Annotated in this window: 23 protein-coding genes, 1 tRNA gene and 1 pseudogene; 18 read left to right on the top strand and 7 right to left on the bottom strand. The window is 64.2% G+C overall.

The features are described 5' to 3' along the window. Position 1: 1 nt before the first annotated feature. From J2753_RS01660 to J2753_RS01645, 4 genes are read left to right on the top strand one after another with little or no spacing between them, the layout of a single operon-like run. Positions 2 to 1,807 carry an ABC transporter permease gene (locus tag J2753_RS01660; protein ID WP_209489823.1) on the top strand — a complete coding sequence of 602 codons (1,806 nt, stop codon included), beginning with the start codon at positions 2 to 4 and terminating at the stop codon, positions 1,805 to 1,807. Next, entirely contained in the window at positions 1,808 to 2,923 is a 1,116-nt protein-coding gene (locus J2753_RS01655; protein WP_209489821.1) for an ABC transporter ATP-binding protein, read from the top strand. Between the two features lie 31 nt (positions 2,924 to 2,954). After that, entirely contained in the window at positions 2,955 to 3,722 is a 768-nt protein-coding gene (locus J2753_RS01650) for an SAM hydrolase/SAM-dependent halogenase family protein (protein ID WP_209489819.1), read from the top strand. Positions 3,723 to 3,782: 60 nt separating this feature from the next. Continuing rightward, entirely contained in the window at positions 3,783 to 4,820 is a 1,038-nt protein-coding gene (locus tag J2753_RS01645) for an ABC transporter ATP-binding protein (protein ID WP_209489817.1), read from the top strand. Between the two features lie 448 nt (positions 4,821 to 5,268). On the opposite strand, the gene J2753_RS01640 is transcribed toward J2753_RS01645, so the two are convergent. Together J2753_RS01640 and J2753_RS01635 are read right to left on the bottom strand one after the other, a co-directional pair. Further along, the gene (locus J2753_RS01640) at positions 5,269 to 5,601 is read right to left on the bottom strand and encodes a hypothetical protein (RefSeq protein WP_209489815.1); all 333 of its coding nucleotides are present in this window, start codon (positions 5,599 to 5,601) and stop codon (positions 5,269 to 5,271) included. A gap of 52 nt (positions 5,602 to 5,653) precedes the next feature. Further along, positions 5,654 to 6,682: a hypothetical protein gene (locus J2753_RS01635; RefSeq protein WP_209489813.1), complete on the bottom strand. Its 1,029-nt coding sequence runs from the start codon at positions 6,680 to 6,682 to the stop codon at positions 5,654 to 5,656. 893 nt (positions 6,683 to 7,575) lie between these two features. Here J2753_RS01635 and J2753_RS01630 point away from each other — a divergent pair. From J2753_RS01630 to J2753_RS01620, 3 genes are all read left to right on the top strand, one after another. Beyond that, positions 7,576 to 7,734 carry a hypothetical protein gene (locus J2753_RS01630; RefSeq protein ID WP_209489811.1) on the top strand — a complete coding sequence of 53 codons (159 nt, stop codon included), beginning with the start codon at positions 7,576 to 7,578 and terminating at the stop codon, positions 7,732 to 7,734. Further along, positions 7,727 to 7,987, top strand: coding sequence for a hypothetical protein (locus J2753_RS01625; RefSeq protein ID WP_209489809.1), 261 nt, complete (start codon positions 7,727 to 7,729; stop codon positions 7,985 to 7,987). Before J2753_RS01630 ends, J2753_RS01625 begins: the two co-directional genes overlap by 8 nt. A gap of 62 nt (positions 7,988 to 8,049) precedes the next feature. Continuing rightward, positions 8,050 to 8,511, top strand: a complete 462-nt coding sequence (locus J2753_RS01620; RefSeq protein ID WP_209489807.1) for a hypothetical protein — start codon at positions 8,050 to 8,052, stop codon at positions 8,509 to 8,511. A 55-nt stretch (positions 8,512 to 8,566) separates the two neighbouring features. Here the strand turns inward: J2753_RS01620 and J2753_RS01615 are convergent, their stop codons facing one another. Further along, entirely contained in the window at positions 8,567 to 9,631 is a 1,065-nt protein-coding gene (locus J2753_RS01615; RefSeq protein WP_245334408.1) for a tyrosine-type recombinase/integrase, read from the bottom strand. Beyond that, positions 9,628 to 10,143, bottom strand: a complete 516-nt coding sequence (locus tag J2753_RS01610) for a hypothetical protein (RefSeq protein ID WP_209489804.1) — start codon at positions 10,141 to 10,143, stop codon at positions 9,628 to 9,630. The genes J2753_RS01615 and J2753_RS01610 overlap by 4 nt, the downstream gene beginning before the upstream one ends. Positions 10,144 to 10,200: 57 nt before the next feature. On the opposite strand from J2753_RS01610, the pseudogene J2753_RS01605 reads away from it, so the two are divergent. The 7 genes and pseudogenes from J2753_RS01605 to J2753_RS01575 all read left to right on the top strand — a co-directional run. Next, positions 10,201 to 11,124 (top strand): annotated as a pseudogene (locus tag J2753_RS01605) (ABC transporter ATP-binding protein); the annotation flags it as partial. 44 nt (positions 11,125 to 11,168) lie between these two features. After that, positions 11,169 to 11,456 carry a GYD domain-containing protein gene (locus J2753_RS01600; protein ID WP_209489800.1) on the top strand — a complete coding sequence of 96 codons (288 nt, stop codon included), beginning with the start codon at positions 11,169 to 11,171 and terminating at the stop codon, positions 11,454 to 11,456. Between the two features lie 53 nt (positions 11,457 to 11,509). Beyond that, positions 11,510 to 11,746, top strand: a complete 237-nt coding sequence (locus tag J2753_RS01595) for a hypothetical protein (protein ID WP_209489798.1) — start codon at positions 11,510 to 11,512, stop codon at positions 11,744 to 11,746. A 325-nt stretch (positions 11,747 to 12,071) separates the two neighbouring features. Further along, the gene (locus J2753_RS01590) at positions 12,072 to 13,565 is read left to right on the top strand and encodes an amidohydrolase (RefSeq protein ID WP_209489796.1); all 1,494 of its coding nucleotides are present in this window, start codon (positions 12,072 to 12,074) and stop codon (positions 13,563 to 13,565) included. 90 nt (positions 13,566 to 13,655) lie between these two features. Continuing rightward, the gene (locus tag J2753_RS01585) at positions 13,656 to 16,082 is read left to right on the top strand and encodes an ATP-dependent DNA helicase (RefSeq protein ID WP_209489793.1); all 2,427 of its coding nucleotides are present in this window, start codon (positions 13,656 to 13,658) and stop codon (positions 16,080 to 16,082) included. Beyond that, on the top strand, positions 16,082 to 16,585 hold the full coding sequence (gene cgi121 / locus J2753_RS01580) for a KEOPS complex subunit Cgi121 (protein ID WP_209489791.1): 504 nt from the start codon (positions 16,082 to 16,084) through the stop codon (positions 16,583 to 16,585). Before J2753_RS01585 ends, cgi121 begins: the two co-directional genes overlap by 1 nt. A 58-nt stretch (positions 16,586 to 16,643) precedes the next feature. After that, entirely contained in the window at positions 16,644 to 16,805 is a 162-nt protein-coding gene (locus J2753_RS01575) for a hypothetical protein (RefSeq protein ID WP_209489789.1), read from the top strand. 33 nt (positions 16,806 to 16,838) lie between these two features. Here J2753_RS01575 and J2753_RS01570 read toward each other — a convergent pair. The 3 genes from J2753_RS01570 to J2753_RS01560 all read right to left on the bottom strand — a co-directional run bounded on the left by J2753_RS01570 (position 16,839) and on the right by J2753_RS01560 (position 18,486). Beyond that, positions 16,839 to 16,911: transfer RNA gene (locus J2753_RS01570), tRNA-Gln, on the bottom strand. 87 nt (positions 16,912 to 16,998) lie between these two features. After that, positions 16,999 to 17,889, bottom strand: coding sequence for a homing endonuclease associated repeat-containing protein (locus tag J2753_RS01565; RefSeq protein WP_209489787.1), 891 nt, complete (start codon positions 17,887 to 17,889; stop codon positions 16,999 to 17,001). 42 nt (positions 17,890 to 17,931) lie between these two features. Continuing rightward, positions 17,932 to 18,486: a DoxX family protein gene (locus J2753_RS01560; protein WP_209489785.1), complete on the bottom strand. Its 555-nt coding sequence runs from the start codon at positions 18,484 to 18,486 to the stop codon at positions 17,932 to 17,934. A gap of 127 nt (positions 18,487 to 18,613) precedes the next feature. Between J2753_RS01560 and J2753_RS01555 the strand changes: the two genes are divergently transcribed. The 4 genes from J2753_RS01555 to J2753_RS01540 all read left to right on the top strand — a co-directional run bounded on the left by J2753_RS01555 (position 18,614) and on the right by J2753_RS01540 (position 23,633). After that, positions 18,614 to 19,210 (top strand): IMP cyclohydrolase, encoded by a 597-nt coding sequence (locus tag J2753_RS01555; protein ID WP_209489783.1) that lies wholly within the window; start codon positions 18,614 to 18,616, stop codon positions 19,208 to 19,210. 36 nt (positions 19,211 to 19,246) lie between these two features. Beyond that, entirely contained in the window at positions 19,247 to 19,906 is a 660-nt protein-coding gene (locus J2753_RS01550) for a metallophosphoesterase family protein (protein WP_209489781.1), read from the top strand. A 251-nt stretch (positions 19,907 to 20,157) separates the two neighbouring features. After that, complete coding sequence (locus J2753_RS01545; protein WP_209489779.1) at positions 20,158 to 22,638, top strand: ribonucleoside-diphosphate reductase subunit alpha; 2,481 nt, start codon at positions 20,158 to 20,160, stop codon at positions 22,636 to 22,638. After that, on the top strand, positions 22,638 to 23,633 hold the full coding sequence (locus tag J2753_RS01540; RefSeq protein WP_209489777.1) for a ribonucleotide-diphosphate reductase subunit beta: 996 nt from the start codon (positions 22,638 to 22,640) through the stop codon (positions 23,631 to 23,633). The genes J2753_RS01545 and J2753_RS01540 overlap by 1 nt, the downstream gene beginning before the upstream one ends. Positions 23,634 to 23,656 lie beyond the last annotated feature (23 nt).

Below are 23,656 nucleotides of genomic sequence, written 5' to 3'. Positions count from 1 at the left end.
CGTGACTGCCACCCGCGAGCGCTTCGAGTCGGTCGCCCTCCCGCTGGCCGCCGTCGGCACCGTCCTGCTGCTGACGGTGCTGTTCTACTACCCAGTCGGGCGGGTGCTGTCGGAGGCAGTCTGGCGCGACAGTGGCCTCACCGCCGAGCCGTTGGCAGAAGTGCTCACGGATCCCTTCTTCTTCGGCGTCGTCGCGCAGGCGTTCGAGGACCCGTCGATCCTGTGGACCGCAATCGAGCCACACACGTTCCGGCTCTCGGTACCCTTTGTCGACGCCGCCATCGCGCTGAACTACCCGTTCCCGGACTACCGACTGGGGCTGTTCGGCTTCACCGCGTATCAGGCGTTCCTCTCGACGCTCGCGAGCGTCGCGCTCGGCCTGCCGGGTGCGTACGTGCTCGCGCGCTTCGAGTTCCCCGGGCGCAAAACCATCCGTTCGCTGACGGCGGTGCCGTTCGTGATGCCGTCGATCATGGTCGCTATCGGCTTCATCGCCACGTTCGGCCGGAACGGCGTCGTCAACGACGTGCTGCTGGCGCTGGGGCTTCCGCGCATCGAACTGCTGTACACGCTGCCGATCATCGTCCTCGCCCACGCGTTCTACGACGCGCCGCTGGTGGCCCGGGTCACCGCGACGGCGTGGGAGGGCGTCGACGCCAGCACCGCCGAGACGGCCCGCAGCCTCGGCGCCTCGCCGCGACGCGCGTTCGTCGACGTGGTGCTCCCCCAGTTGCTCCCCGCCATCCTCACCGGCGCGCTGCTGACGTTCATCTTCTCGTTCATGTCCTTCGCCATCGTACTGGCGCTCGGGGGCCTCTCGCTGGCGACCGTCGAGGTCTGGGTGTACCACCGCGTGAACCAACTCGACTACGCGACGGCGTCGTCGCTGGCGACCCTGGAGATGCTGTTCTCGCTGCTGTTGACCTACGCGTATCTCCGGTACGAGGCGCGCCAGCGCGCCGAGAGCGCCTCTCGGCCCGCGCCCCGAAAGCGGCTGTTCGGCGCGCTGAACCTCGACCGACTGGCGGTCTGGGGCTACGTCGTCGTCGTACTGGTCGTGTTCGTGACGCCGATGGCGAGCATGATTCTTGAGAGCATTACCGGCCCGAATGGCCTCACACTGGACTACTACCGCTTCCTCGTCACCCGACAGGCCGAGGCGGCGGAGTTCCAGATCAAACCGCTGACGGCGGTCCAGAACTCCCTGCTCTACGGCGTCGCCAGCCTCGCCATCGCGGTGCCGATGGGGGTGCTGCTCGCTATCGTCTCCACTCGGGACGTCCCGGGGAGCAAACTGGTCGACACGCTCTCGATGGCGCCCTTCGCCGTCTCGGGCGTCGTCGTCGGCCTCGGCCTGCTGCAGGGACTCGTCTTCGGCACCGAACTGCTCGGCTACCGGATCACCGTCACCGGTGCCGTCGCCGTCGTCGCCGCCCACGCCGTGGGGGCCTACCCGTTCGTCACGCGCAACGTCGCGCCGCTGTTGGCGACAATCGACCGCTCGGTCGTCGAGTCCGCCCGCACCCTCGGCGCCTCCCGGTTCCGGGTGCTGCTGGACATCGAACTGCCGCAGGTCTTTGCCGGCGTCGTCGCCGGCGCCGCGTTCGCGTTCGCCATCAGCATCGGGGAGTTCGATTCGACGGTGATTTTGGCCAGCGGGAGTTCCGCGTACACCATGCCGGTCGCCATCGAACGCTTCCTCGGCCGACGACTCGGGCCCGCGACGGCGATGGGCTGTGTCCTCCTCGCCGTCACGGCCGCGAGTTTCGTCGTTATCGACCGCCTCGGCGACGGGAGGGGGATGTAGATGGTGGACATCGACCTCGAGTCGATCCACAAGGCGTTCGACGACGCCGTCGCGCTGGAGGAGGTCTCGCTGACCGTCGAGGACGGGGAGTTCTTCACGCTCGTCGGCCCCTCCGGCTGTGGGAAGACGACGACGCTGCGGACGATTGCTGGGCTCTCTTCGCCCACTGACGGGACCGTTCGCTTCGACGGCGAGGACGTGAGCGACGTGCCCGTCGAGGACCGCAACGTCGGCGTCGTGTTCCAGAGCTACGCGCTGTTCCCGCACATGACCGTCACGGAGAACATCCGCTACGGCCTGCGCTTTACCGACCCGCCCCGCGGGCTTACCGCCGACGAACGCGTCGAGGAACTGCTCGAACTCGTGGACCTGCCGGGGATGGGCGACCGCGAACCGGACGAACTCTCGGGCGGCCAGCAGCAGCGTGTCGCGCTGGCCCGCGCGCTCGCGCCTGCCCCGGACGTGCTGCTGCTCGACGAGCCGATGAGCGCCCTCGACGCCCGCCTGCGCGAACAGCTACGACGCGAGATCAAGCGTATCCAGCGCGAACTCGGCGTCACGACGGTGTACGTTACCCACGATCAGGAGGAGGCGCTGGCCGTCTCGGACCGACTCGCGGTGATGAACGACGGCGGCGTCGAGCAGGTCGGCACGCCCGTCGAGGTGTACGAACAGCCCGCAACCGAGTTCGTCGCCTCGTTCGTCGGCGAGAACAACGTCTTCTCGGGCGTCGTCGCGGCGAACGAGAACGGCGAACTGGCTATCGAAGTCGACGAGAAAGCGCCCGAGGGCCACCGGTTCCACGTCGCTGCGGAGGACCACGGTGGCCACGCCGGCCACGGCGCCGCCGCCGACACCGACGCCGACGACTCCCACGTGGACGAAGCCCACGCCGTCGGCGACCACGTGACGTTCTGCGTGCGCCCGACGAACCTCGACCCGGCCGCCAGCCAGAACCGCTTCCCGGTGGCGCTCGGCGCCGACGAGTATCTCGGCGGCACGACCCGACTCTACGGCGAGTGGGCGGGTCGGGAGATCGTGTTGCGGCTCCCCGAACCGCCCGCAGAGGACGCCATCACTGTCGGCTTCGACCCGACTGAGGCAACGCTCCTTTGACCAGACAGATCCAGACCACACTCACCAACCCATGATCACACTCGCTTCCGACTTCGGAACCCCGTATCCAGCCGCGATGAAGGGCGTCATCCTCCGGCAGACAGACGCCCGGCTGGTCGATATCGCCCACGACTTCCCCCGGCAGGACGTGCGCGCCGCCGCATTCTGGCTGCGCGAGGTGCTGCCGGAGTTCCCGGCCGCCACCCACCTTGTCGTCGTCGACCCGGGCGTCGGCACTGACCGCGCAGCTATCGTCGTCGAAGTCGCCGGCCACCGCATCGTCGCGCCGGACAACGGCGTCGCGCTCCCTGCGGCCCGCCGACTCAAGGAACGGGCCGACGGGGAGACCGAGATTCAGGTGTACGACATCGCCTACGACGACGACACGACGGCGAGCAACACGTTCCACGGCCGGGACGTGTTCGCGCCCGCCGCCGCGCGGGTCCACGAGGCCGACGCCGTCGCCGATGCCTCGGGGATCAGCGCGACTGACGAGTGGGTCGACCTGCAGTTCCCCGACCCCGTGTTCGACGAGGACAGTGCGACCGGCGAGGTGCTCGTCGTCGACGACTTCGGCAACACCATCACCAACATTCCGGGTCACGTGCTCGACGACCGCCAGCGGGTGACGGTCAACGGCGAGTCCGCGCCAGTCCGGGACGCCTACGCCCAGATGGACTCGGGCGAGCGCCTCGTCACCGTTGGCAGCCACGGGAACGTCGAGTTCGCGGTGAATCAGGGCCGCGGCGACGAGGCGTTCGACCTCTCGGTCGGCGACAGCGTCTCGCTCACCTGGTAGAACCCCACGCGGCTCTCCGGCACCCGACAGTTTTCACCCGCGCGAACTGACGTGTCGTCCGTGTCAGTCGACGACGATGACGAGTTCGCGGAGCTACGGGCCGAGGAGGGCAACGCCATCCTCCGCCTCTTTGGCGAGTACGGCCGCGAGCGCCTGCCGACGTTCGTCGGCGGCGGCCTCGCCGCCGTCGTCCAGATGCTGATGGCGCTGGTGCCCTCGCTGATGCTCGCGCTCGCTATCGACGCGCTGATAATGGGCTCGTCGCCGTTCGCGATTCCGGCGGTTCCCGAGGCATGGATCCCCACGGGGCAGGGCCAACAGCTCCTGTTCGCCGGCGGTATCGTCGCCAGCGCGTACGCGCTGAGTTCAATCTTTAGCTGGGTGAACAACTACCTCTGGAACAGCTTCTCCCAACACTTCCAGCATTCAGTGCGTGTGGACACCTACGACGCGCTCCAGCGACAGGGCGTGGAGTTCTTCGACAACCGCCAGACGGGCGAGGTGATGAGCATCCTGAACAACGACGTGAACCAGTTGGAGGGGTTCCTGACGAACAACCTCAACAGCCTCATCACCATCCTCGTCCGCGTCGGCGGGATGGGTGCCGTGATGCTCTGGATCAACTGGCGGCTGGCGCTGATCCCCGTCGCCGCTATCCCGGTGCTCGGCTATCTGAGCTACTGGTTCGTCGAGACCATCCACCCGAAGTATCAGGAGGTCCGGAGCGCGGTCGGGAAGCTCAACAGCCGCCTCGAGAACAACATCGGCGGTATCGAGACGCTCAAGTCCTTCACCACCGAGCCGTTCGAAACCGAGCGCGTGCGGGACTCCTCGCAGGCGTACCTCGACTCCCAGTGGGACGCGATTACCACCCGGATCAAGTTCTTCCCCAGCCTGCAGGCGACGACGGCCGCCGCCTACGTCTCGGTGTTCTTCGTCGGCGGCTGGTGGGTGGTGACTGGCTCGCCACCCCACCCGTTTTTCGCCGCCGGGGGGGAGACGCTGACCGCCGGGACACTCGTGCTGTTCCTGAACTACTCGCGACGGTTCGTCTATCCGATGCGCCAGTTCGGGCCGAGGATTATAGCATATTGCTAGATAGCTGCTCAACTGGGGAATATCTCCTAAACGACATTCGACCAAGCCCAATACAATTCTGTCAGATTTATCCCATCAATACTCGGAGGCACGTTCCCTCGTACTTCGTAAGAGTCGGGAATTCCTATCTCCCGGCAGACTTCAACAATCTCGTGTAAGTCGTCAAGTGTTCCGTCACCCGAGGTTAGACCTTCGGGTTTCCCTACCGAGTCTCGTCTCACGTCGAGGCTCTCGTCGAAGAACAGACACTTTCCGGTTACGAGAAACGGGACTGTCTTCGTGTCAGGGTCGGGAGAGTGTCGCTCGTATTGGTGCCTATGCGTGACTGCTCCTCCGCCCCGAAGACTCCGCTTGTCAACCATCATTACCCCTTCGTCGGGAAAGTAGGTGCCGGTGATTGGGGACGAGTCGGGCGGATGCTTACTACAGATTGTCGGAGTGGACATAATCAGAACAAGACTGTAAATTTGTCACGTGGTACTGTGAGAACCCGTCTATCCCCTGTCTCGACTCTCTCAGCATGGGGTTCGGGCATACAGAGCACTACTTCTCGGACATCCTCGTGAGCCTCGTAGCGTCGTAGTTTGGCGTCGTCGATGACGCCCGTCGATGATTTGACTTCGACGACTATGCCGTCGTAGAAGATGTCGACTCTGCTCTCGTCGTCTAACCAGTGTTCGGTCTCGTAGTCTATCTCCTCACTTTCGAGCGAGGCTGTTACGATATTGACGATTCTACTGTGTGTTTCAGGTCGTGTTAGTTCGATTTCTGGCGGGTTCATTAATTCGTTTCTCCGATATACTGTGAATGCTGAGACTGCCCATGCTGCTCGATCATACGTCCGATTTCGAGGCGAATTGTGCGACGGCCTCGATAAAGGCGCTCTCTGCCCGTTGAGAGATTGAGTGAGAGGTAGACTCTGATTCGTCTACTGGCTGTGGAGTAAGCCATGGGTGATTAAGGTCGTCGTCTCGCATGGTCCTCCGATAGTCGCGCTTCGCCTTGAACCACAGTCCCTCCTTCACAGTATCAGCGTACTCCCCGAATTCACCGAACGGCAGCCATCGACGTACTCCTCTGGTGGAATGGTCGCCGTCACTGCCTGCCGAGAGCGTCGCGCACCATTCGAGGGCTCGCATGTCGTGCAAGTCAGCGGCGTCTGTCGCTACGTTCATCAGTGGAAGATTCTCGGCCAATTCGTAGGCAAGTGCTGTGGTCGATCCACGGATTTCGTCAGCCTCGCTCTGTGGAGTTAGGCATGGGTAGGTCTCGGGTGAATGGTGCTCGACAGAGATATGCCCGCCTGTCGCTCCGGGAACCTTCTCGTCATGCTTCTCGATCAAGGGCTCAAACGCTTCGGCAGAGTGGTGGCCCTCGATCCAGTAGGCTTCGTGGACGTGGCTCAGGACTGTGGAGTTAGGCATGGGTAGGTCATACTTCGGCGCCATGCACGAGACTCCTGCATAGTCGTCGGAGAGGCTCTTGAGCAATCTTCGGCGCTTCGCCTTGTACGCTCGTGGGTGGAGTGACTCCGATTGCTCCAGCAGCCCGGCAGGGCTCTCGTCGGCAGTACGAGTAAGCAGGACTGTCGTGAATTCCTTGCCAGCTCCCCAGAAGTACCGGTCTACGTCTTTCGCCCGAGCGAACCGCTTGCGGGCAGAGCGATGAGACCACGTGTGTTGTAAGGGGTATGGGTGGGCCTTCTCTCGTCTTTCATCGAGCCATGTCTCGAATTCATCAAGGCGTGTGGAGTTAGCCTTGGGTAATTGAGTGATCGATGAGTTGAGCCCCTCGCCGGTCTCCGGAATCTGGTACGTCTTACTTCGAGCCCCAGCATACTTCGCGGTCTCGCCAACGCTCATAGTGCCACCACTGCGATGACTGCGCCGAGCCAGAGAATCGCCCAGACGATGGTCCCTGATACTGTGACCGTCACTCTGACCACCCTCCAAGGGACGACTGACTATCGTCTGAGACGGCTTCCGTCGCTCGCTTCTCTTGGTTCGATGGGCGCCCAGTCTTGCCAGTCGAGATACCGTGACGCTTCTGTGCGTTCCAGACCGCTACGTCCGAGACTCCGAGAATTTCCGCGACAGTCACTTGTCGCAAGTCGCATTCATTGAACAGATGTTCAAGAATCTCCTTGTCCTTGTGCGGTTCCGCTTCTTGTTCGATACGCTCTCGAATGTCGTCAGATTGGATTAGATTAGATTTTGTCAATTTCCATCCACGAAGCAATCCCCGAGAAAAGCGAACCTGACGCACCGAAAGCTTTTTAAGTCTATAGTGCGTACATTGAATACGAAGAACCTGCGTCAACAGGTTCCTTCCTCCGAAGGTTCGCCCTTCGGCTTTCTCCCATCCTTTAAATACCCGCTAGAGATTAGTGTCGAGAGTAAACCGTCTCTTAGATTAGTCTTCGTACAAACATGTACGCACTCTAGATATATAAATCTTTCGGTATTTCATTTGTTTAGATAAGCCATGGTAGACTTCTTTTTTATATAACACAGCGCCAGATATCGGCAAATAATCGTGCCTGAGCGACTCTGATGAGTGACCCATATCTCGTCAAGCATATGATTCCTGATATCATAACCAAAAGATTTATAAGTCTAGAGTGTGTATAGTAATATGTGTCAGGTTCCTGAGCGGATTTCTGACACAAGTCAACTACCTTAGGGTTGTGTGGGTGGGCTTATCTTCCCACCTTTTGCGAGTTTCGCAAGTGTACTCTGAACATTTGTATATAAATATGACTGAGAACAAGACGATTATTCGAGTTACTGAGGAAGAGCTTTCGACATTGGCAGAGGCTGCCGATATGATGTACGGGAAGGAGCGACATGTGCCACGAGGCGCCGTTGTCCGTCGATTATCTGAACGATATCTTGAGGAGGCCACCGATGAGTGAAGTTTACGAGCTTTCCGTAGAGCTGTCTGAGGCCGATGCTAAGACGTTGGAGGAGTTCGACGACGAACGGGTCAAGTCGACTGTTCGAGAAGCACTGGAGGAACTCACGTCGGCTGAGGAGAAACGTGACGAGTTGCGCGACCGTCGTCCTGAGGAGAGCGGATCTGACGCTGAGGAACTATCTGGGGACGAGTTGGAGCAAGCTGTGCGAGAATGGCTCCGAGGTGATCGTGAGCGTGATCCAAGACTGTGACTGATTTACTCAATCCATTCTACACATCAATGGTTAAATATCAAGAGGGTTAGAAGGCTATCATGAATCCTGATAGGATTGGTCGGAGAGAGGTTTTGGCCGTACTATCTGCGTCTTCTGTCTTTGCATTGTCTGGTTGTGCTGGTGATGGTTCTGAAGGAAGTGGAAACGGAGGTGAGCCAGATGACACTTCCGAGGAGGAGGAGTCTGGGATTGGCGGTGATGACCCAGATATCACCCTCGTTGCGAAGTGCGACAATAGCGATGTACGGTGGCTTGTTGAGTATGGATGGGAGGGCGCAGCAGGTGAGGAATCCGATTCACAGTCAGGGACATCAGATGAACGTATCTCCATTCCCGGAGATGCAACCTACGTAGAGGCAGATATCGATATCAGTTCCAGCCCACAGCATGCCAATGGGAAGATAGGTCTCGAACTGACTTCGAATGGAACTACCGTTGATGAGTGTTCAGACGTAATCGGAGTTGATGCTGGCTGCCACGTTGAAGGAAGAACGCAATAGACTCTCGGAACCTCGCATTAGTGTTACCGCGCCGTACGGCGGTCGGCGTCGACGACTACCCGTCCTCCGGCGGTCCACCGTTCCGGCGATAAGCGTCTGTCGCATCGTCCGAGGCGATCTTTAGGTATTTCTCAGTCGTCTCCAAGTCTGAATGTCCGAGGAATTCCTGCAACTCCCTCACGTTCATGACGCCCGCCTTGAGAGAGTTGACGGCCATTGAGTGGCGTAGGGTGTGCGTCGATACTTTCGTCCGAACGTTGCCCGATTTGTCGGTATAGACTGTGTGGTTCAAGCCCGCCGAGTCTGCCGCTTGTCGGACCACAGTCCGAAGCGTCTCACGGGAGATACGCTCACTCTGTTTCGTCGGGAATAGATACTCGCTCTGGCCAGCGTATGGGACAGCATCCCGCAAGCCGCCGTCGATCCATCGCCGTAAGAGTGGGTCGAGCGTGTCTTTATACGCTACCTTGCGGGAGTCCGACTTTGACGTTACGGCAGGGACCGTAATCTCTCGCTTGCCTCTGTCTATGTCCCTCTCGTGGCGAATGTGGCATAGCTCAGTCGCGCGCATTCCCGTCTGATAGGCAAGCTTGATAATCAGTCGGTTTCGCACCCTCGGAGCAGGGACATTCTCCCAGAGCTTCTTCACGTCTTCCGGTGGGAGGTGTTGCACCTCCTCACCCGACTGCGCTTCCTGCTCAGTCTCCCCAACAGCCCATGTCGCATCATAGCCTTCCTCGGGATTCTCGGGGCAGTCGTCGACGTTGATAGGCAGAATTCCGTCTTCCGCCATGATCGGGAGTTCGCCGTAGAATCGAGAGACGGAGGTACGACGTGTCTTGATAGTGTTGTCCTTGTCTCCATCCCGTCGGCACCGTCGGAGAAACTGCCGCAGGTCGGACGTATCTGCATCCAGTGGCTCCTTATTCCGATAGTCGGCTAAGTACTCGATGAATCTGCGAACGTTACGCTCGTACGTGTCGGCAGTCCGCTCACCGACTCGATCTTTCTGGTTCGCCTTATTCCGAATCTCGCTCCGGAATTCGTGCAGCGTCTGTGACGGCAGTCCATCCACGCAGATAACGGCCCAGTGCTCGCCTCGAATCTTGGGGCGCATCATTCACCCCTCCGTTGGAAGTAGTAGTTTGCATTGTCCGGCCCACCACCGAGGGACCGGACTTCACCAGAGTTCTCCAGCTCCAAAAGTGCCTCCCGTACGTCGGTTTCGTTCGCATCAAGTCGGGCCGCAATCTCACTGGCTGTAAGGCCATACTGTGGGGTTTCTTCGACGTTGGCATCCTTCGGGCGCTTGTTCAAACTCTCCCGAATTGCCGCCTTGAAGGAGTACTTCTCTTCACTTTGTACGCTCTCCCGAATGGCCTCAAGCCGTCGGTCCATCTCCCTGACGGTGTTTTCGAGACCGTCGATAGATTCCGCCACTTCCGTCACCATCCCCGGATCGGTAGTCGTGCCAGTATTCTCCCTGTCGTGATCGCCGGCAATCTCACGACGGACAGCCGTTCGCACTAAGTCGGACATACCGCCGTACTCCGTCTGGGCGTATTCCTCCCACCGTTCCTTGGTCGACTCTCGCACCCTGACGTTGACTTGCTTCCACGGATCATCTCCCATGCTTCTTACTACTCAGGCATGGGCCTTCAATGTTAGCATTTGTATATCATTCAGTGACCGATGCGCCAGATGGGCCAGATCATCAACGGCTACCAGTACGCCGAGGCCGCCGGCGAGCGCATCGTCGGCCTGCTGGACGGTGAGACTCGCGTGAGCAAGAAATCCGGTGACACCGAACTCGACGGGGTGGAGGGCCACGTCGAGTTCGACGACGTGCACTTTGCCTACCGCGACGAGGAAGGGGAGGCCGAGGAGACGGTGCTGAAGGGCATCGACTTCGAGGCCAATCCCGGCGACTACGTCGGCCTCGTCGGTCCCACCGGCGCCGGAAAATCGACGACGATGAAACTCCTGCTGCGCTTCTACGACCCGGACTCGGGGACGATCAGGCTCGACGGCCACGATATCGCGGACGTGGACCTGCGGAGCCTCCGGGAGCACGTCGGCTACGTGAGTCAGGAGCCGTACCTGTTCTACGGCACCGTCGCCGAGAACATCGCCTACGGCGTCCCCGACTACGACGAGGCGGCGATGCACGACGCCGCCGAGACCGCCGGCGCCCACGAGTTCGTCGCCGATCTGGAGGACGGCTACGACACGATGGTGGGCGAGCGCGGCGTCAAACTCTCGGGCGGCCAGCGCCAGCGTATCGCGCTCGCCCGGACGATTCTCCGGGATCCGGACGTACTGGTGCTCGACGAGGCCACGAGCCACGTCGACAACGAGACGGAGGCGGTGATCCAGAACAGCCTCGACGCGCTGACCGAGGACCGAACCGTGTTCGCCATCGCCCACCGGCTGTCGACGGTCCGCGACGCCGACCAGATCCTCGTGATGGACGACGGCGAAATCGTCGAGCGCGGTGACCACGAGCAGTTGATCGACGGTGACGGCCTCTACGCCAACCTCTGGCGCGTGCAGGTCGGCGAGATGGACGCGCTCCCCGACGAGTTCGTCCAACGCAGCCTCGAAGCGCAGTGAGCCGGCCGGAACGCTTTCGGTAGTTTGCCACGAAAGCGCATGGCATGGGCACCTACATGGCGCTCGTGGACGTGACCGACGAGACCGTCCAGAACGTACAGGACCTCGCGACCGTCTGGGGCGATCTGACCGGCGATATCGAGGCGCTGGGCGGCGAACTGCTCGACGCCTACGCGATCCTCGGCAAGCACGACTACCTCGTGGTGTTCGAGGCCGAGGGTCGCGACGCCGCGTTCCAGACGTCGGTCTCTATCGAGCGCTACGGCCTCGACACGCAGACGATGGAGATCATCCCTGTCGACGAACTCGGCGAACTGGTGCAGGACGTCTAACCGCCCGCCCCCGGCGAGTACTCTTTTGTGGCAGGCGGCCGACCGAACGGTGTATGCGCCACTTCAGCCAGGACCACGAGAACATGCCCGTCGTCGACGCGCGCGGCGAACGACTCGGCCGGATCGCCGGCATCGAGGACGGTGAGGCACGCCTCGAGCCGAAAACCGGCGTCGAGTCCCGCATGGAGGCCGCCGCCGCCCCGGAGACGGACGCGCTGGCGATCAAACCCGAGCAGGTCGTCGAGGTCGACGACGACGAGTATATCCGGATCGAACTCAGCGACGAGTAGCGCAGTTTCTAGCTCTCGTGAGGTTTCCAGTCGGCGGCTGACCGTCGCCGCCTCGTAGATTTTCCAGTCGGCGGCTGACCATCGCCGCCTTCCAGATTTTCCAGTCGGCGGCTGACCGTCGCCGCCTTCCAGATTTTCCGTCGGCGGCTGACCGTCGCCGCCTTCCAGATTTTCCGTTGGCGGCTGACCGTCGCCGCCTTGCAGATTTTCCGTTGGCGGCTGACCGTCGCCGCCTTGCAGATTTTCCGTCGGCGGCTGACCGTCGCCGCCTTATAGATTTGCCCCCGCAGGAACGCTTTTCGCCACGCGGTAACACGGGTCGGCCGTGACCAAACAGGCGCTGTTCGATGACATCGAGGCCGACCGCGACTGGTTCACCGACCTCTCGACGCAGATCTGGGAGGACCCGGAGGTCGCGCTACAGGAACACGACTCCGCGGCGCTGCTACAGGAGGCGCTCCGCGAGGAAGGGTTCGAAGTAGAGTCCGGCGTCGCCGGCATCGACACCGCGTTCGTCGCACGCTACGGCGACGAGGACCCTGTCGTCGGAACCATGGGGGAGTTCGACGCGCTGCCGGGGATGAGTCAGGCCGCGAAAGCCGAGCGCGAACCCGTCGAGGAGGGCGCGCCGGGGCACGGCTGTGGCCACAATCTGTTCGGCGTCGGCAGCCTCGCGGGCGCCGTCGCGGTCAAGCGCGCCATCGAGCGCGGTGATGTGGAGGGATCGGTCGTCTACTTCGGCACGCCCGCCGAGGAAGTCGGCGCGGGCAAGGTGTACATGATCCAGGAGGGCGTGTTCGAGGACGTTCCCACCTCCGACGAGGCAGGAGCCAACGGGACGGAGTCCCGCGCTGTCGACGCCCTCGTCTCGTGGCACCCCGACTGGCTCAACGCCCCCAATAAGGGCTCCTGTCTCGCAGTGGACTCCTTCGACGTTGCGTTCTCGGGTGAGAGCGCCCACGCTGCGGCGGCGCCGGAAGCCGGCCGCTCGGCGCTCGACGGCGTGCAACTGCTCGGTACCGGACTCGAGTACATGCGCGAACACGTCCCCGACCCAGTCCGGATCCACTACGTCGTCACCGAGGGCGGGCAGGCCGCCAACGTCGTCCCCGAGGAGGCGGCGATGGAGGTGATGGTCCGCGCGCCCGACCGCGACGCGGTCGAGGCCGTCTCCGAGCGCGTGCGCGACGCCGCCGAGGGGGCGGCGCTGATGTCCGGCACCGACGTGGACGTGACCCAGACCACCGGAATGTACAGCGTCCTCCCAAACCACGCGCTGGCGGACTCAATCCGGGCGAACATGGACGCTGCGGAGTTCCCGCTGACCGACGAACAGGAGGCGTTCGCGGCGGACCTGAAGGCGACCCTCGACGATCCCTCCTACGCGGCCGCCCCACCCGAACGTCGCGACGAGGCTGCCGAGTCGGCGATGTTCACCGACCCGGTCGATGTCGCCGAGCGAAGCTCGGCGGACAGTCAGACGCAGTCTGACGACGCCCCCGACGAGGGCCAGACTGGTTCCTACTCCACGGACTCGGGCGACGTGTCGTGGAACGTCCCGCTGGGGCGGTTCCGAGTCGCGAACTGGCCCGCGGGGACGCCGCTGCACTCGTGGCAGGCCGTCGCCGGCGGGAAGGACCTCGGCACCGCGGGGATGCTCTTCGCGGGGAAAGTCGTCGCCGGGTCGCTCTACGACCTGCTTTCCGACGAAGAACTGTTGGCGGACGCGACCGCGGAGTTCGAGGAGCGGAAGGGGGACCGCGAGTACGACTCGCCGCTGCCCGACGACGCCGATCCGTACGAACTGACCGACCGCTGAGTCGCGGGTCACCTTTCGTCCGCTGCGTCGACGCCTGACGTCGCCCCCGGACCCGTCAACTTAAACCCGAGAGCGGGCAATCTTCACCCAATGAAGCCGACGGAGCTGACGGGCCTCCCGGCCGGCGTCGGGGAGCACCTCGAAGGCGAGGGGGTCGAGGCGCTCTACCCCCCGCAGGCCGAGGCCGTCGAGGCGGGCGTGACCGACGGCGAGAACGTCGTCGCCGCGGTCCCCACCGCCTCCGGGAAGACGCTGATCGCCGAACTCGCGATGCTGTCGGCCGTCGAGCGCGGCGGGACCGCCCTCTACATCGTCCCGCTTAGAGCTCTCGCCAGCGAGAAGAAGACCGAGTTCGAGCGCTGGGAGGAGTATGGCGTCACCGTCGGCGTCTCGACGGGGAACTACGAGTCCGACGGCGAGTGGCTCGGCTCGCGGGACATCGTCGTCGCCACCAGCGAGAAAGTCGACTCGCTGGTGCGCAACGGCGCGTCGTGGATCGACGACCTCTCCTGTGTCGTGAGCGACGAGGTCCACCTCGTCGACGACCGGAACCGCGGGCCCACGCTCGAAGTCACGCTCGCGAAACTCCGGCGACTCAACCACGACCTCCAGACAGTCGCGCTCTCGGCGACGGTCGGCAACGCGCCGGAAATCGCCGACTGGCTCGACGCCGAACTGGTCGATTCGGACTGGCGCCCCATCGACCTGAAGACGGGCGTCCACTTCGGGAACGCCATCAACTTCGCCGACGGCTCCCAGCGCGAGGTTTCCGTCGACAGCGGCGGCAAACAGACGCCCGCACTCGTCGACGACACGCTGGACGAAGGCGGCTCTAGCCTCGTCTTCGTCAACTCGCGCCGGAACGCCGAATCCGCCGCCAGCCGACTCGGCGGCGTCACGAGCGAGCACCTGACCGACGAAGAACGCGGCGAACTCCGCGAACTCGCGACGGCGATCCGGGATGTGTCCGACACCGCCACCAGCGACGACCTCGCGGAGTGTGTCGCGAAGGGCGCAGCGTTCCACCACGCCGGCCTCTCCAGCGAGCACCGGGATCTCGTCGAGGGGGCGTTCCGCGACCGTCTGATCAAGGTCATCGCCGCGACGCCGACGCTCGCCGCCGGCGTGAACACCCCCTCCCGGCGGGTGATCGTCCGGGACTGGCGGCGCTACGACCCGGAGTTTGGCGGCATGAAGCCGCTGGACACGCTGGAGGTCCACCAGATGATGGGTCGGGCGGGCCGTCCGGGGCTGGACCCCTACGGCGAGGCGGTCCTGCTGGCGTCGAACAACGACACGAAGGAGGAACTGTTCGAGCGCTACGTCAACGGCGAACCCGAACCGGTGCGCTCGAAACTGGCCGCCGAACCTGCCCTGCGGACCCACCTGCTCGCGACGGTCGCCTCGGGCTTCGCCAACACCCGCGAGGACCTGCTTGAGTTCCTCGACAACACCCTCTACGCCGTCCAGAGCGCCGGCAACGCGCAACTGGAGACGGTGACCGATACCGTCCTCGACTACCTCGAAGCCAACGAGTTCGTGGAGCGCGAGGGCGACACGATCACCGCGACCGAGATCGGGCACACCGTCTCGCGGCTCTACCTCGACCCCATGAGCGCGGCCGAGATCATCGACGGCCTGCGCGACGCGGCGGGCGAGACCGGCCGGGACCGACAGTACGGCTCCCGCGGGGGGCTGGACCGCGACGCTGACGCCGATGCCGACGAGTCGGCGGGGTTCACCACTGCGAACGACCTGCTGGACGAGGGCGCGCTGGAGAATGGGGATGGGGAGGAGAAAGACGAGCAGTCGGCAGAGGCGGAGGAAGCGGACGCAGACGCCGACGGCACCGACGACGTCTCCGCGCTGGGGCTCTACCACCTCGTCTCCCGGACGCCGGACATGTACCAACTCTACCTGAAGTCCGGCGACCGCGACGAGTACGAGGAGGTGCTGTTCGAGCGCGAGACCGAACTGCTCGGGCGCACCCCATTGGAGTACGACGACGTGGCGTTCGAGGAGTGGCTCTCCGCGCTCAAGACCGCCCGGATGCTGGAGGACTGGGCCAGCGAGGTCGACGAGGACCGCATCGCCGAGCGCTACGAGGTCGGCCCCGGCGACATCCGCGGGAAGGTCGACACCGCCGAATGGCTGCTCAACGCCGCCGAACGGCTGGCGGGCGAACTCGACCTCCCGAACGTGGTCTCGGTCCGCGAGGCCAAGAAGCGCGTCGAGGACGGGGTCCGGGAGGAGCTACTGGACCTCACGAGCGTCCGCGGGGTCGGGCGCAAGCGCGCACGACGGCTGTTCGAGGCCGGGATCGAGTCCCGCGCGGATCTCCGCGAGGCCGACAAACCGGTCGTGCTGGGGGCGCTCCGCGGGCAGAAGACCGCCGAGACCGTACTGGAGAACGTCGGCCGCGAGGACCCGTCGATGGAGGGGGTCGTCGCCGACAGCGACGCCAAGCGCGCCGGCCGGGAGGAGGCGGGTGGGCAGGCCTCGCTGGGTGATTTCTGATGTGGCTACTCGCCGGCCACGTGACGGTCGAGGACCTCGACGACCTGCTGGCGACGCTGAACGACGTCGCCGAGGAGACGGTGACGACCGTGCAGGCGTTCGACGCCGACTACGTGGTCTCCGAGGAACATCTCGAACGCGCGCTCGCCCGTGCCGACCGCGCCATCGCTCGCGGGGAGAACGTCGCCCGCGAACGCGCCGTCGAGGTGCTCTGCTACGCCGCCGGCCGTCGACAGATCAACCGTGCGCTGGCAATGGGCGTTGCTGCGGGCGAGAACCGCGTCGTCCTGTTAGTCGACTCGCCGGCCGGCGACGAGGCCGCTGAGGCCGAGGCGGTCGAGGCGCTCCGCGAGCACGTCGACGAGGCGCCAGTGCTCGGTGAGTACGACGAGACAGCCGTCCGCGAGTTCTTCGACATCGGCGACGCCGAACTCGAGGCCGTCGAGGGCGACCTCGTGGATCTGGTGCTGGAGCGCGTGGCGCTGTTGGACGTGGAGAAGTAGCGCTCTCTCAACCGATCCCGCCACAACCACTTTTGTGCTCCCGTTCGAACTGTCGGACATGGACGAAGAAACCGTGATTATCGAGGCTGCCGACCCGAAATGTCCCGTCTGTGGCGACCAGATCGACTTCGTCGAGGCCGAGGCCCACGATCAGGAGGGCGAATGGCGCTGTGAGAAGGGCCACTGGTCACGGCTGAAGAGTCTCGTAACGGTGGAGTGACTGCTAGCGAGAGTAGTTTCGAAAGGAGTTGAGTAGTTCCACCAGGATTCGAACCTGGGTCGAAGCCCCCAGAAGGCTTCAGGATTGGCCGCTACCCCATGGAACTTATCTGACACTTCTGCCACCGTATCGCCGACGGGTGGCGTCCTTCGCAATCATTGCTAGCCCGTTCGGAAGTATGAGTGTTTCGGAGTCAATCGCCGGCCGTCGGTACGGCGTCATCGCTTCGGTGATGGTTTCGGTGACAGTTAGCACAGAGCACTCGACAGCGCTGTATCTCTCGGAGCACCCGGTCTATACTGTACCCTTCGGCGACGAGGCGACTCACGCTGAATTCCTTCGACTCTCCGTCGATATGGTGCAGATCGAGCGCAACTGGGTTGTCGTGGCCGCAGCTCTCACAGCCGCTCGACTCTTTGTAGCTGTTCACCCACGCGCGGCGTCGCCGTGGTGTAGTCACCTCGAACGTCTCGCCGTTCGGCCGTTCGGCGATAAGTCGAGGCGGATCCTCGCGGAGTTCGATAGTCACCGCCAGTTCCGGCGGGGAGACGTGCTCGTTCCGGTGGCAGTTCGCACAGAGCACGTCGCATTTCGCGATCTCCTGCCGGAGCCGTTCCTCCGACGCTTCCTCGATGACCAACCGACTGACCGTCTCGGTTTTCTCCACCGAGTCGCGGTGGTGGAAGTCGAGCACGTCGGGGTCGGACTCCCCACACTGCTCACACCTCTTCGCCGATTTCTGTTTGGCTACCCATTCACGACGCTCTTTGCGCCGACGGCGCGTCCGCTCGGTGTTCCACTCCCGGTTCCGGTAGTGCCAGCGCTGGTCGACTGAAAGCGACGCCCAGCGGTCCCGAACGTCGTCGTCGATCCTTTCCGGCGGCGGGCCGACCCGGCTCCCGGTCGAGGCGTTCGTCGACAGCCCGGCTGCCTCCTTCGCGTCGTTCCAGCCGCCGAGCGTTCGGATGATCGTCGCCGAGGCGGGCGTCAGGCCGAGATCCTCGTACGCGGCTTTCGACGGCGACGTCCCGAGCTCTCGCGCGGCTTCGCGGAGTGCGTCGATGCATGCCTGCTCGCTGGCCATGCTTACACTCCCGCGCGCTCCGCTAAAAGAAAGCGGCGCCGCTCAGCCCAGCAGGTACGCCGCCCAGGGGTAGCGTTCGATCAGTGGCTGGCCGTTTATCTCGAAGGCCTCGATGTACTGATCGAGGCCCAGAATCCGGCCGGCGCCGAACGCTGCGACGGCGAGGAACGTCAGCATGTACGCGAAGTCGCCGTTGATGTAGCCGTGGGCGACCTCCCAGTTCCCCAGGTAGAACAGGAGCATCAAGAACGCCCCGAAGAACGCCGCGAGACGCGTGAACCCGCCCACGATCAGGCCGAGGCCGATGAGGAACTCTCCCCAGGGCACGGCGACGTTCACGAAGTCGACGAACCAGGGGGTGTTCCCCATCGCGACGAACAGGTCGGCGGCTGGGCTGCCGTTGGCCGGCGGTGCGTTCTGCAGGTAGCCTGCAGCCGAGAAACTCCCGGAGAGAAGCTTGTCGGCGCCGCTCTGGAGGAACGCCAGTCCCATCATCAGCCGCAGCGCCAGGATGAACCAGACGCTCAGCGTGTGGAGTTTCCCCTCCGCGGTGAATCCGCCGATTGTGCTTCGGAGTTGGACTTCTTGTGTTGCCATATCTGTTCATTTGTTCCCCCTCTCTATTACTCTAGAGACAGTTCCCGACCAGTGGGAACCACTTTCGCCCCGGTTTTCACTCGCTGGGAACCACTACCTACTTGCCGGTCTCGGCCCCAGCACCAGTATGTACGTCGGCCGCTTCCTCGTCGCCGCGCCGGGACTGGCAGCCTACCGCGTCTCCTCCCGTTCGTTCCCCAACCGGAAGGTCATCGAGCGCGACGGCAGTCTCACCGTCGTTCCCACCGGCGACGCCGAACCGACTGACAACCCCTACGTCTCCTACAACTGCGTCCGGGGCGTCGCGCGTGCCGACGAGGGCGACGAGCAAGTGGCCGTGATCGGCAACGGCTCCCACGTCGACCCAGTCGCCGAGAAAGTCGGGATGGGCTACCCCGCCCGCGACGCGCTCGCGTCGGCGCTGCTTGCGCTTGATTACGAGAAGGACGACTACGACACCCCCCGGATCGCGGCCGTCGTCGCCGCCGACACGGCGTTTATCGGTACCGTCCGGAAGGACGCGCTGGTGGTGCGCGAGGTCGACGAGCCGACGCTGGTGGCGACCTACGGGAAGGACGACCCCGAGCCGTTCGCGCTCGAGGCTGGGACCGCCGATACGGCGGCCCGAGAGCTGTACGACCACGCCTTCGAGCACGCGATCTCTGCCGCCGGCGTCGCCGTCGACGGTGGCGGCGTCGAAACGGCGATCCACAACGGCGAGTAGCCGCGTTTTTTCCCCTTCGCCCCGCATGTGACGGGCGTGCGCCTCGGCGTCATCTCCGACGTTCACGCCAACCTCCCCGCGCTACTGGCAGTGTTCGACGACATGCCGTCGGTCGATGCGGTCGTCTGTGCCGGCGACGTGGTCGGCTACAACCCCTGGCCCGCCGACTGCGTCGACGCGATCCGTGACCGGGGCATCTCCACCGTCCAGGGCAACCACGACCGTGCAGTCGCGAGCGGCGACGCCGCCGGTTTCAACGGAATGGCCAAGGTCGGCGTCGACCTCGCCCATCGGCGACTCGGCTCCGGCGCCATCGGCTGGCTGGGGGCGCTCCCGACCGAACGGACGGTCGCCGGCGGCCGGGCGAAGATCGTTCACGGCCACCCCGACGACCCCGACCGATACACCTACCCGCGGGATTTTGCTCCCGGCCTGCTCGGCGACGAAGAACTGCTGGTGCTGGGCCACACGCACGTCCAACATCATGCGGTGTTCTCCGACGGGATCGTCCTGAACCCCGGGAGCGTCGGCCAGCCACGCGATGGCGACCCCGACGCAGCCTACGCGGTGGTCGACCTCGACGACCGGAGCGTCGAGGAGCATCGCGTGAGCTACGACGTCGACGCCGTCGTCGCGGCCGTCGAGGAGGCCGACCTCCCGCGCCGGATCGGGGAACGGCTCCGAGAGGGCCGCTAGCGCCGAACCCCCGCGAACCGCCGGCTCGTTCTCCGTTCACCGAGACCCCGATAGAGCCGCGCGTCGGCCGCTCTCGACGCCGTCAAACAACTCAGATTGAACTACTGCAACCTCGCTGGGAAAGTCTTAACCCCGTCGCCGAAAACCGAGCAAACGGTAGGGCCCGGCTCGCGGGAGCGAGCCGAAAACGACCGATAGCGGCGCCATGAGTGGCGACGCTCGCGGTTGCTCCCGGCGGGCCCGCCGTGGACATGACCCAAGCGAACCCATCGACGACCGACCGAATCGAGGACCGACTCGCGGCCGCGACCGCGGATTTCGACCTCGCGAGCGACCACGAGGCGCTGATCCGCGCCGCCGAACGCGACAGCTACGACGGCGCCGACCCTGACGAGGTGGACGAGGCACTGATCGGCGTCCTGACCGCGCGCACCGAGCGCGACCCCACGCACGACGACGCGGCCGCGCGTGTCGCGCGCTGGCGCCACGCCCGCAACGTCACCGGCACCGACGGCCCCCTCCCCGAGGAGACGTACCGCGCGTCGTTCGTGGAGTCCATCGAGACCGGCGTCGAGCACGACCTGCTCGACGAGCGCATGGCCGACTACGACCTCGAGTCGCTCTCGGAAGCCATCGACCCCGAGCGCGACGACGAGTTCGGCTATATGGCCGTCTCGACGCTCGTGCAGCGCTACTTCCTCCGAACCGTCGAGGACAACCAACCCATCGAACTCCCGCAGTCGTTCTGGATGCGGGTCGCGATGGGTGTCGCCCTCGCCGAGGACCCCGCGGACCGCGAGGCGCGCGCCATCGAGTTCTACGAGGCGCTGTCGACGCTGCGCTTCATTCACTCCACGCCGACGCTGTTCCACGCCGGCACCACCCACCCACAGCTCTCCTCCTGCTATCTCACGACGGTACAGGACGATCTGGAGGACATCTTCGACTCCTACAAGGCCCACGCGAAGCTCTCGAAGTGGTCCGGCGGGCTTGGCAACGACTGGACCAACGTCCGCGCCGAGGGCTCGCTGATCGAGTCCACCGGCGTCGAGTCGACGGGCGTGGTGCCGTTCCTCAACATCTCCGACGACGTGACTGGCGCCATCAACCGCTCGGGCAAGCGCCGCGGCGCCGCCTGTGCCTACCTCGCGGCGTGGCACATGGACTTCCCGGCCTTTCTCGACCTGAAGCGCAACACCGGCGACGAGCGCCGGCGCACCCACGACATGAACACCGCCGCGTGGGTGCCGGACCTGTTCATGAAGCGCGTCCGGGCCGACGAGCAGTGGACGCTGTTCTCGCCCGACGAGACGCCCGGCCTCCACGAGGCGACCGGACAGGAGTTCGAGGAACTGTACGAGGCGTACGAGCAGGCAGCCGATGACGGCGACCTCCGGCAGTTCGAGCGCGTCGAGGCGTCGGAGCTCTGGCGCACGATGCTTACCCGCCTGTTCGAGACGGGCCACCCGTGGATCACCTTCAAGGATCCCTGTAACATCCGCTCGCCGCAGGACCACTACGGCACGATCAACAGTTCGAACCTCTGTACGGAGATCACGCTCAACACCTCGCAGGACGAGACCGCGGTCTGTAACCTCGGCTCCGTCAACCTCGCACAGCACGTCGACGGCGACGACGTCGACCGCGAGCAGCTATCCGACACCGTCGAGACGGCGATGCGGATGCTCGACAACGTCGTCGACCTGAACTTCTATCCGACCGACCGCGCGGAGCGCGCAAACACGCGCCACCGACCGGTCGGCCTCGGCGTCATGGGCTTCCACGAGATGCTCGGCCAGCGCGATGTCGCGATGGCCGGCGAGGAGGCGCTCGACCTCGCCGACGAGACGATGGAGCGCGTCGCCTACCACGCCATCCTCAACTCCTCGCGACTCGCGAAAGAGCGCGGCACCTACGACTCCTACGAGGGGTCGAAGTGGGACCGCGGGATGCTGCCGCAGGACACCGTTTCACTGCTGGAGGAGGAGCGCGGCGAGCCAGTCGACGTCGACGCCGAGGAAACCCTCGACTGGCGCACCGTCCGCGACCACGTCGCGGAACACGGGATGCGCAACTCCAACACGACGGCAGTGGCGCCGACGGCGACGATTTCGACCATCGCGGGCACCACCCCCTCCATCGAACCGCGGTACTCGAACCTCTACGTGAAGTCGAACATGAGCGGCGACTTCACCGTCGTGAACGAACAGCTCGTCGCGGAACTCGACGATCTCGGCCTCTGGACCGACGAGATGCTCGACCGGATCAAGTACCACGACGGCGCGATTCAGGAGATCGACGAGATCCCGCCGGCGATTCAGGAGCGGCACCGCGGCGCCTTCGAGATCGACCCGCGCCACCAACTCGAACTCTCGGCGCGCCGGGCCATCTGGATCGACCAGTCCCAGAGCCACAACGTGTTCTTCCCGTCGACGGACGGCACGCTGCTGGACGACGTTTACCAGCGCGCGTGGGAACTCGGCCTGAAGACGACCTACTACCTCCGCACGCTCGGCGCCAGCCAGTTCGAGAAGTCGACGCTGGACATGGACGAGTACGGCCGGACCCAGCGCCGTGATGCGGACGGTGACGAAGAACAGGGAGAGGCGGCCGCCGACGGCGGCCGGACGTCGCCGCCGTCCGATGGAGCCGACGGCGGCGAGGCCTGCGATATCGACGACGGCTCGGACCTCCCGAGCGTCGAAGATCCGACCTGCGAGGCCTGTCAGTAATGCCGATCGACTACCTCATCGACAGCGACACGCACGACCCGAACAAGATCCTCCCGTTCGACTACGAGTGGGCCCGCGAGTACTACGAGGCGGGCGTCGACAACAACTGGGTGCCCGAGGAGATCCCGATGGGCAACGACATCACCCAGTGGAACGGCGACGAACTCACCGACGCGGAGCGACAGTTGGTCGAGTGGAACCTCGGGTTCTTCTCGACGGCCGAGTCCCTCACCGCGAACAACATCGTGCTCGCGGTGTACGACCACGTGACGGCGCCGGAGTGCCGCCAGTACCTGCTCCGGCAGGCCTACGAGGAGGCCGTCCACACGGACACGTTCATCTACTGCTGTGACTCGCTGGGGTTCGATCCGGAGTATCTCTACGGGATGTACGACCGGATCCCCGCCATCGAGGCCAAAGACGAGTTCGTCGTGGACCTCACGCGGGTCGTCGACGACCCCGAGTTCACCATCGAGGACGAGGACGACGTGCGCGCGTTCCTCCGTGACCTCGTGGGGTTCTACGTCATCATGGAGGGGATCTTCTTCTACGCCGGGTTCGCGATGATGCTCGGCCTGAAACGGCAGGACAAACTCACCGGGATCGGCGAGCAGTTCGAGTACATCATGCGCGACGAGTCGCTGCATCTGGGCTTCGGTATCGAACTCATCGACGCCATCCGGCAGGAGACCGACGCCTGGACCGACGAGTTCGAGTGGGAGATCCGGAACCTCATCCTCGACGCCGTGGGTCTCGAGCAGCGCTACGCCCGGGAGGCCTGCCCCGACGAGATTCTCGGGATGGGGCCCGAACAGTTCTCGGAGTACGTCGAGTACGTCGCGGACCGCCGCCTGACCCAACTCGACATGGCGGAGGAGTACGGCACCGAGAACCCGTTCCCGTGGCTCTCGGAGGCGGCCGACCTCAACCGCGAGAAGAACTTCTTCGAGACGCAGGTGACGGAGTACCGCTCCGGGGGGTCGCTGGACTGGTGAGACTGATCGACTCCTTCACCGAG

Source organism: Halolamina salifodinae (assembly GCF_017874235.1).
GTDB lineage: Archaea > Halobacteriota > Halobacteria > Halobacteriales > Haloferacaceae > Halolamina > Halolamina salifodinae.
The sequence above is the reverse complement of the archived record's forward strand: the minus strand, read 5'-3'. Positions and strand labels throughout refer to the sequence as shown.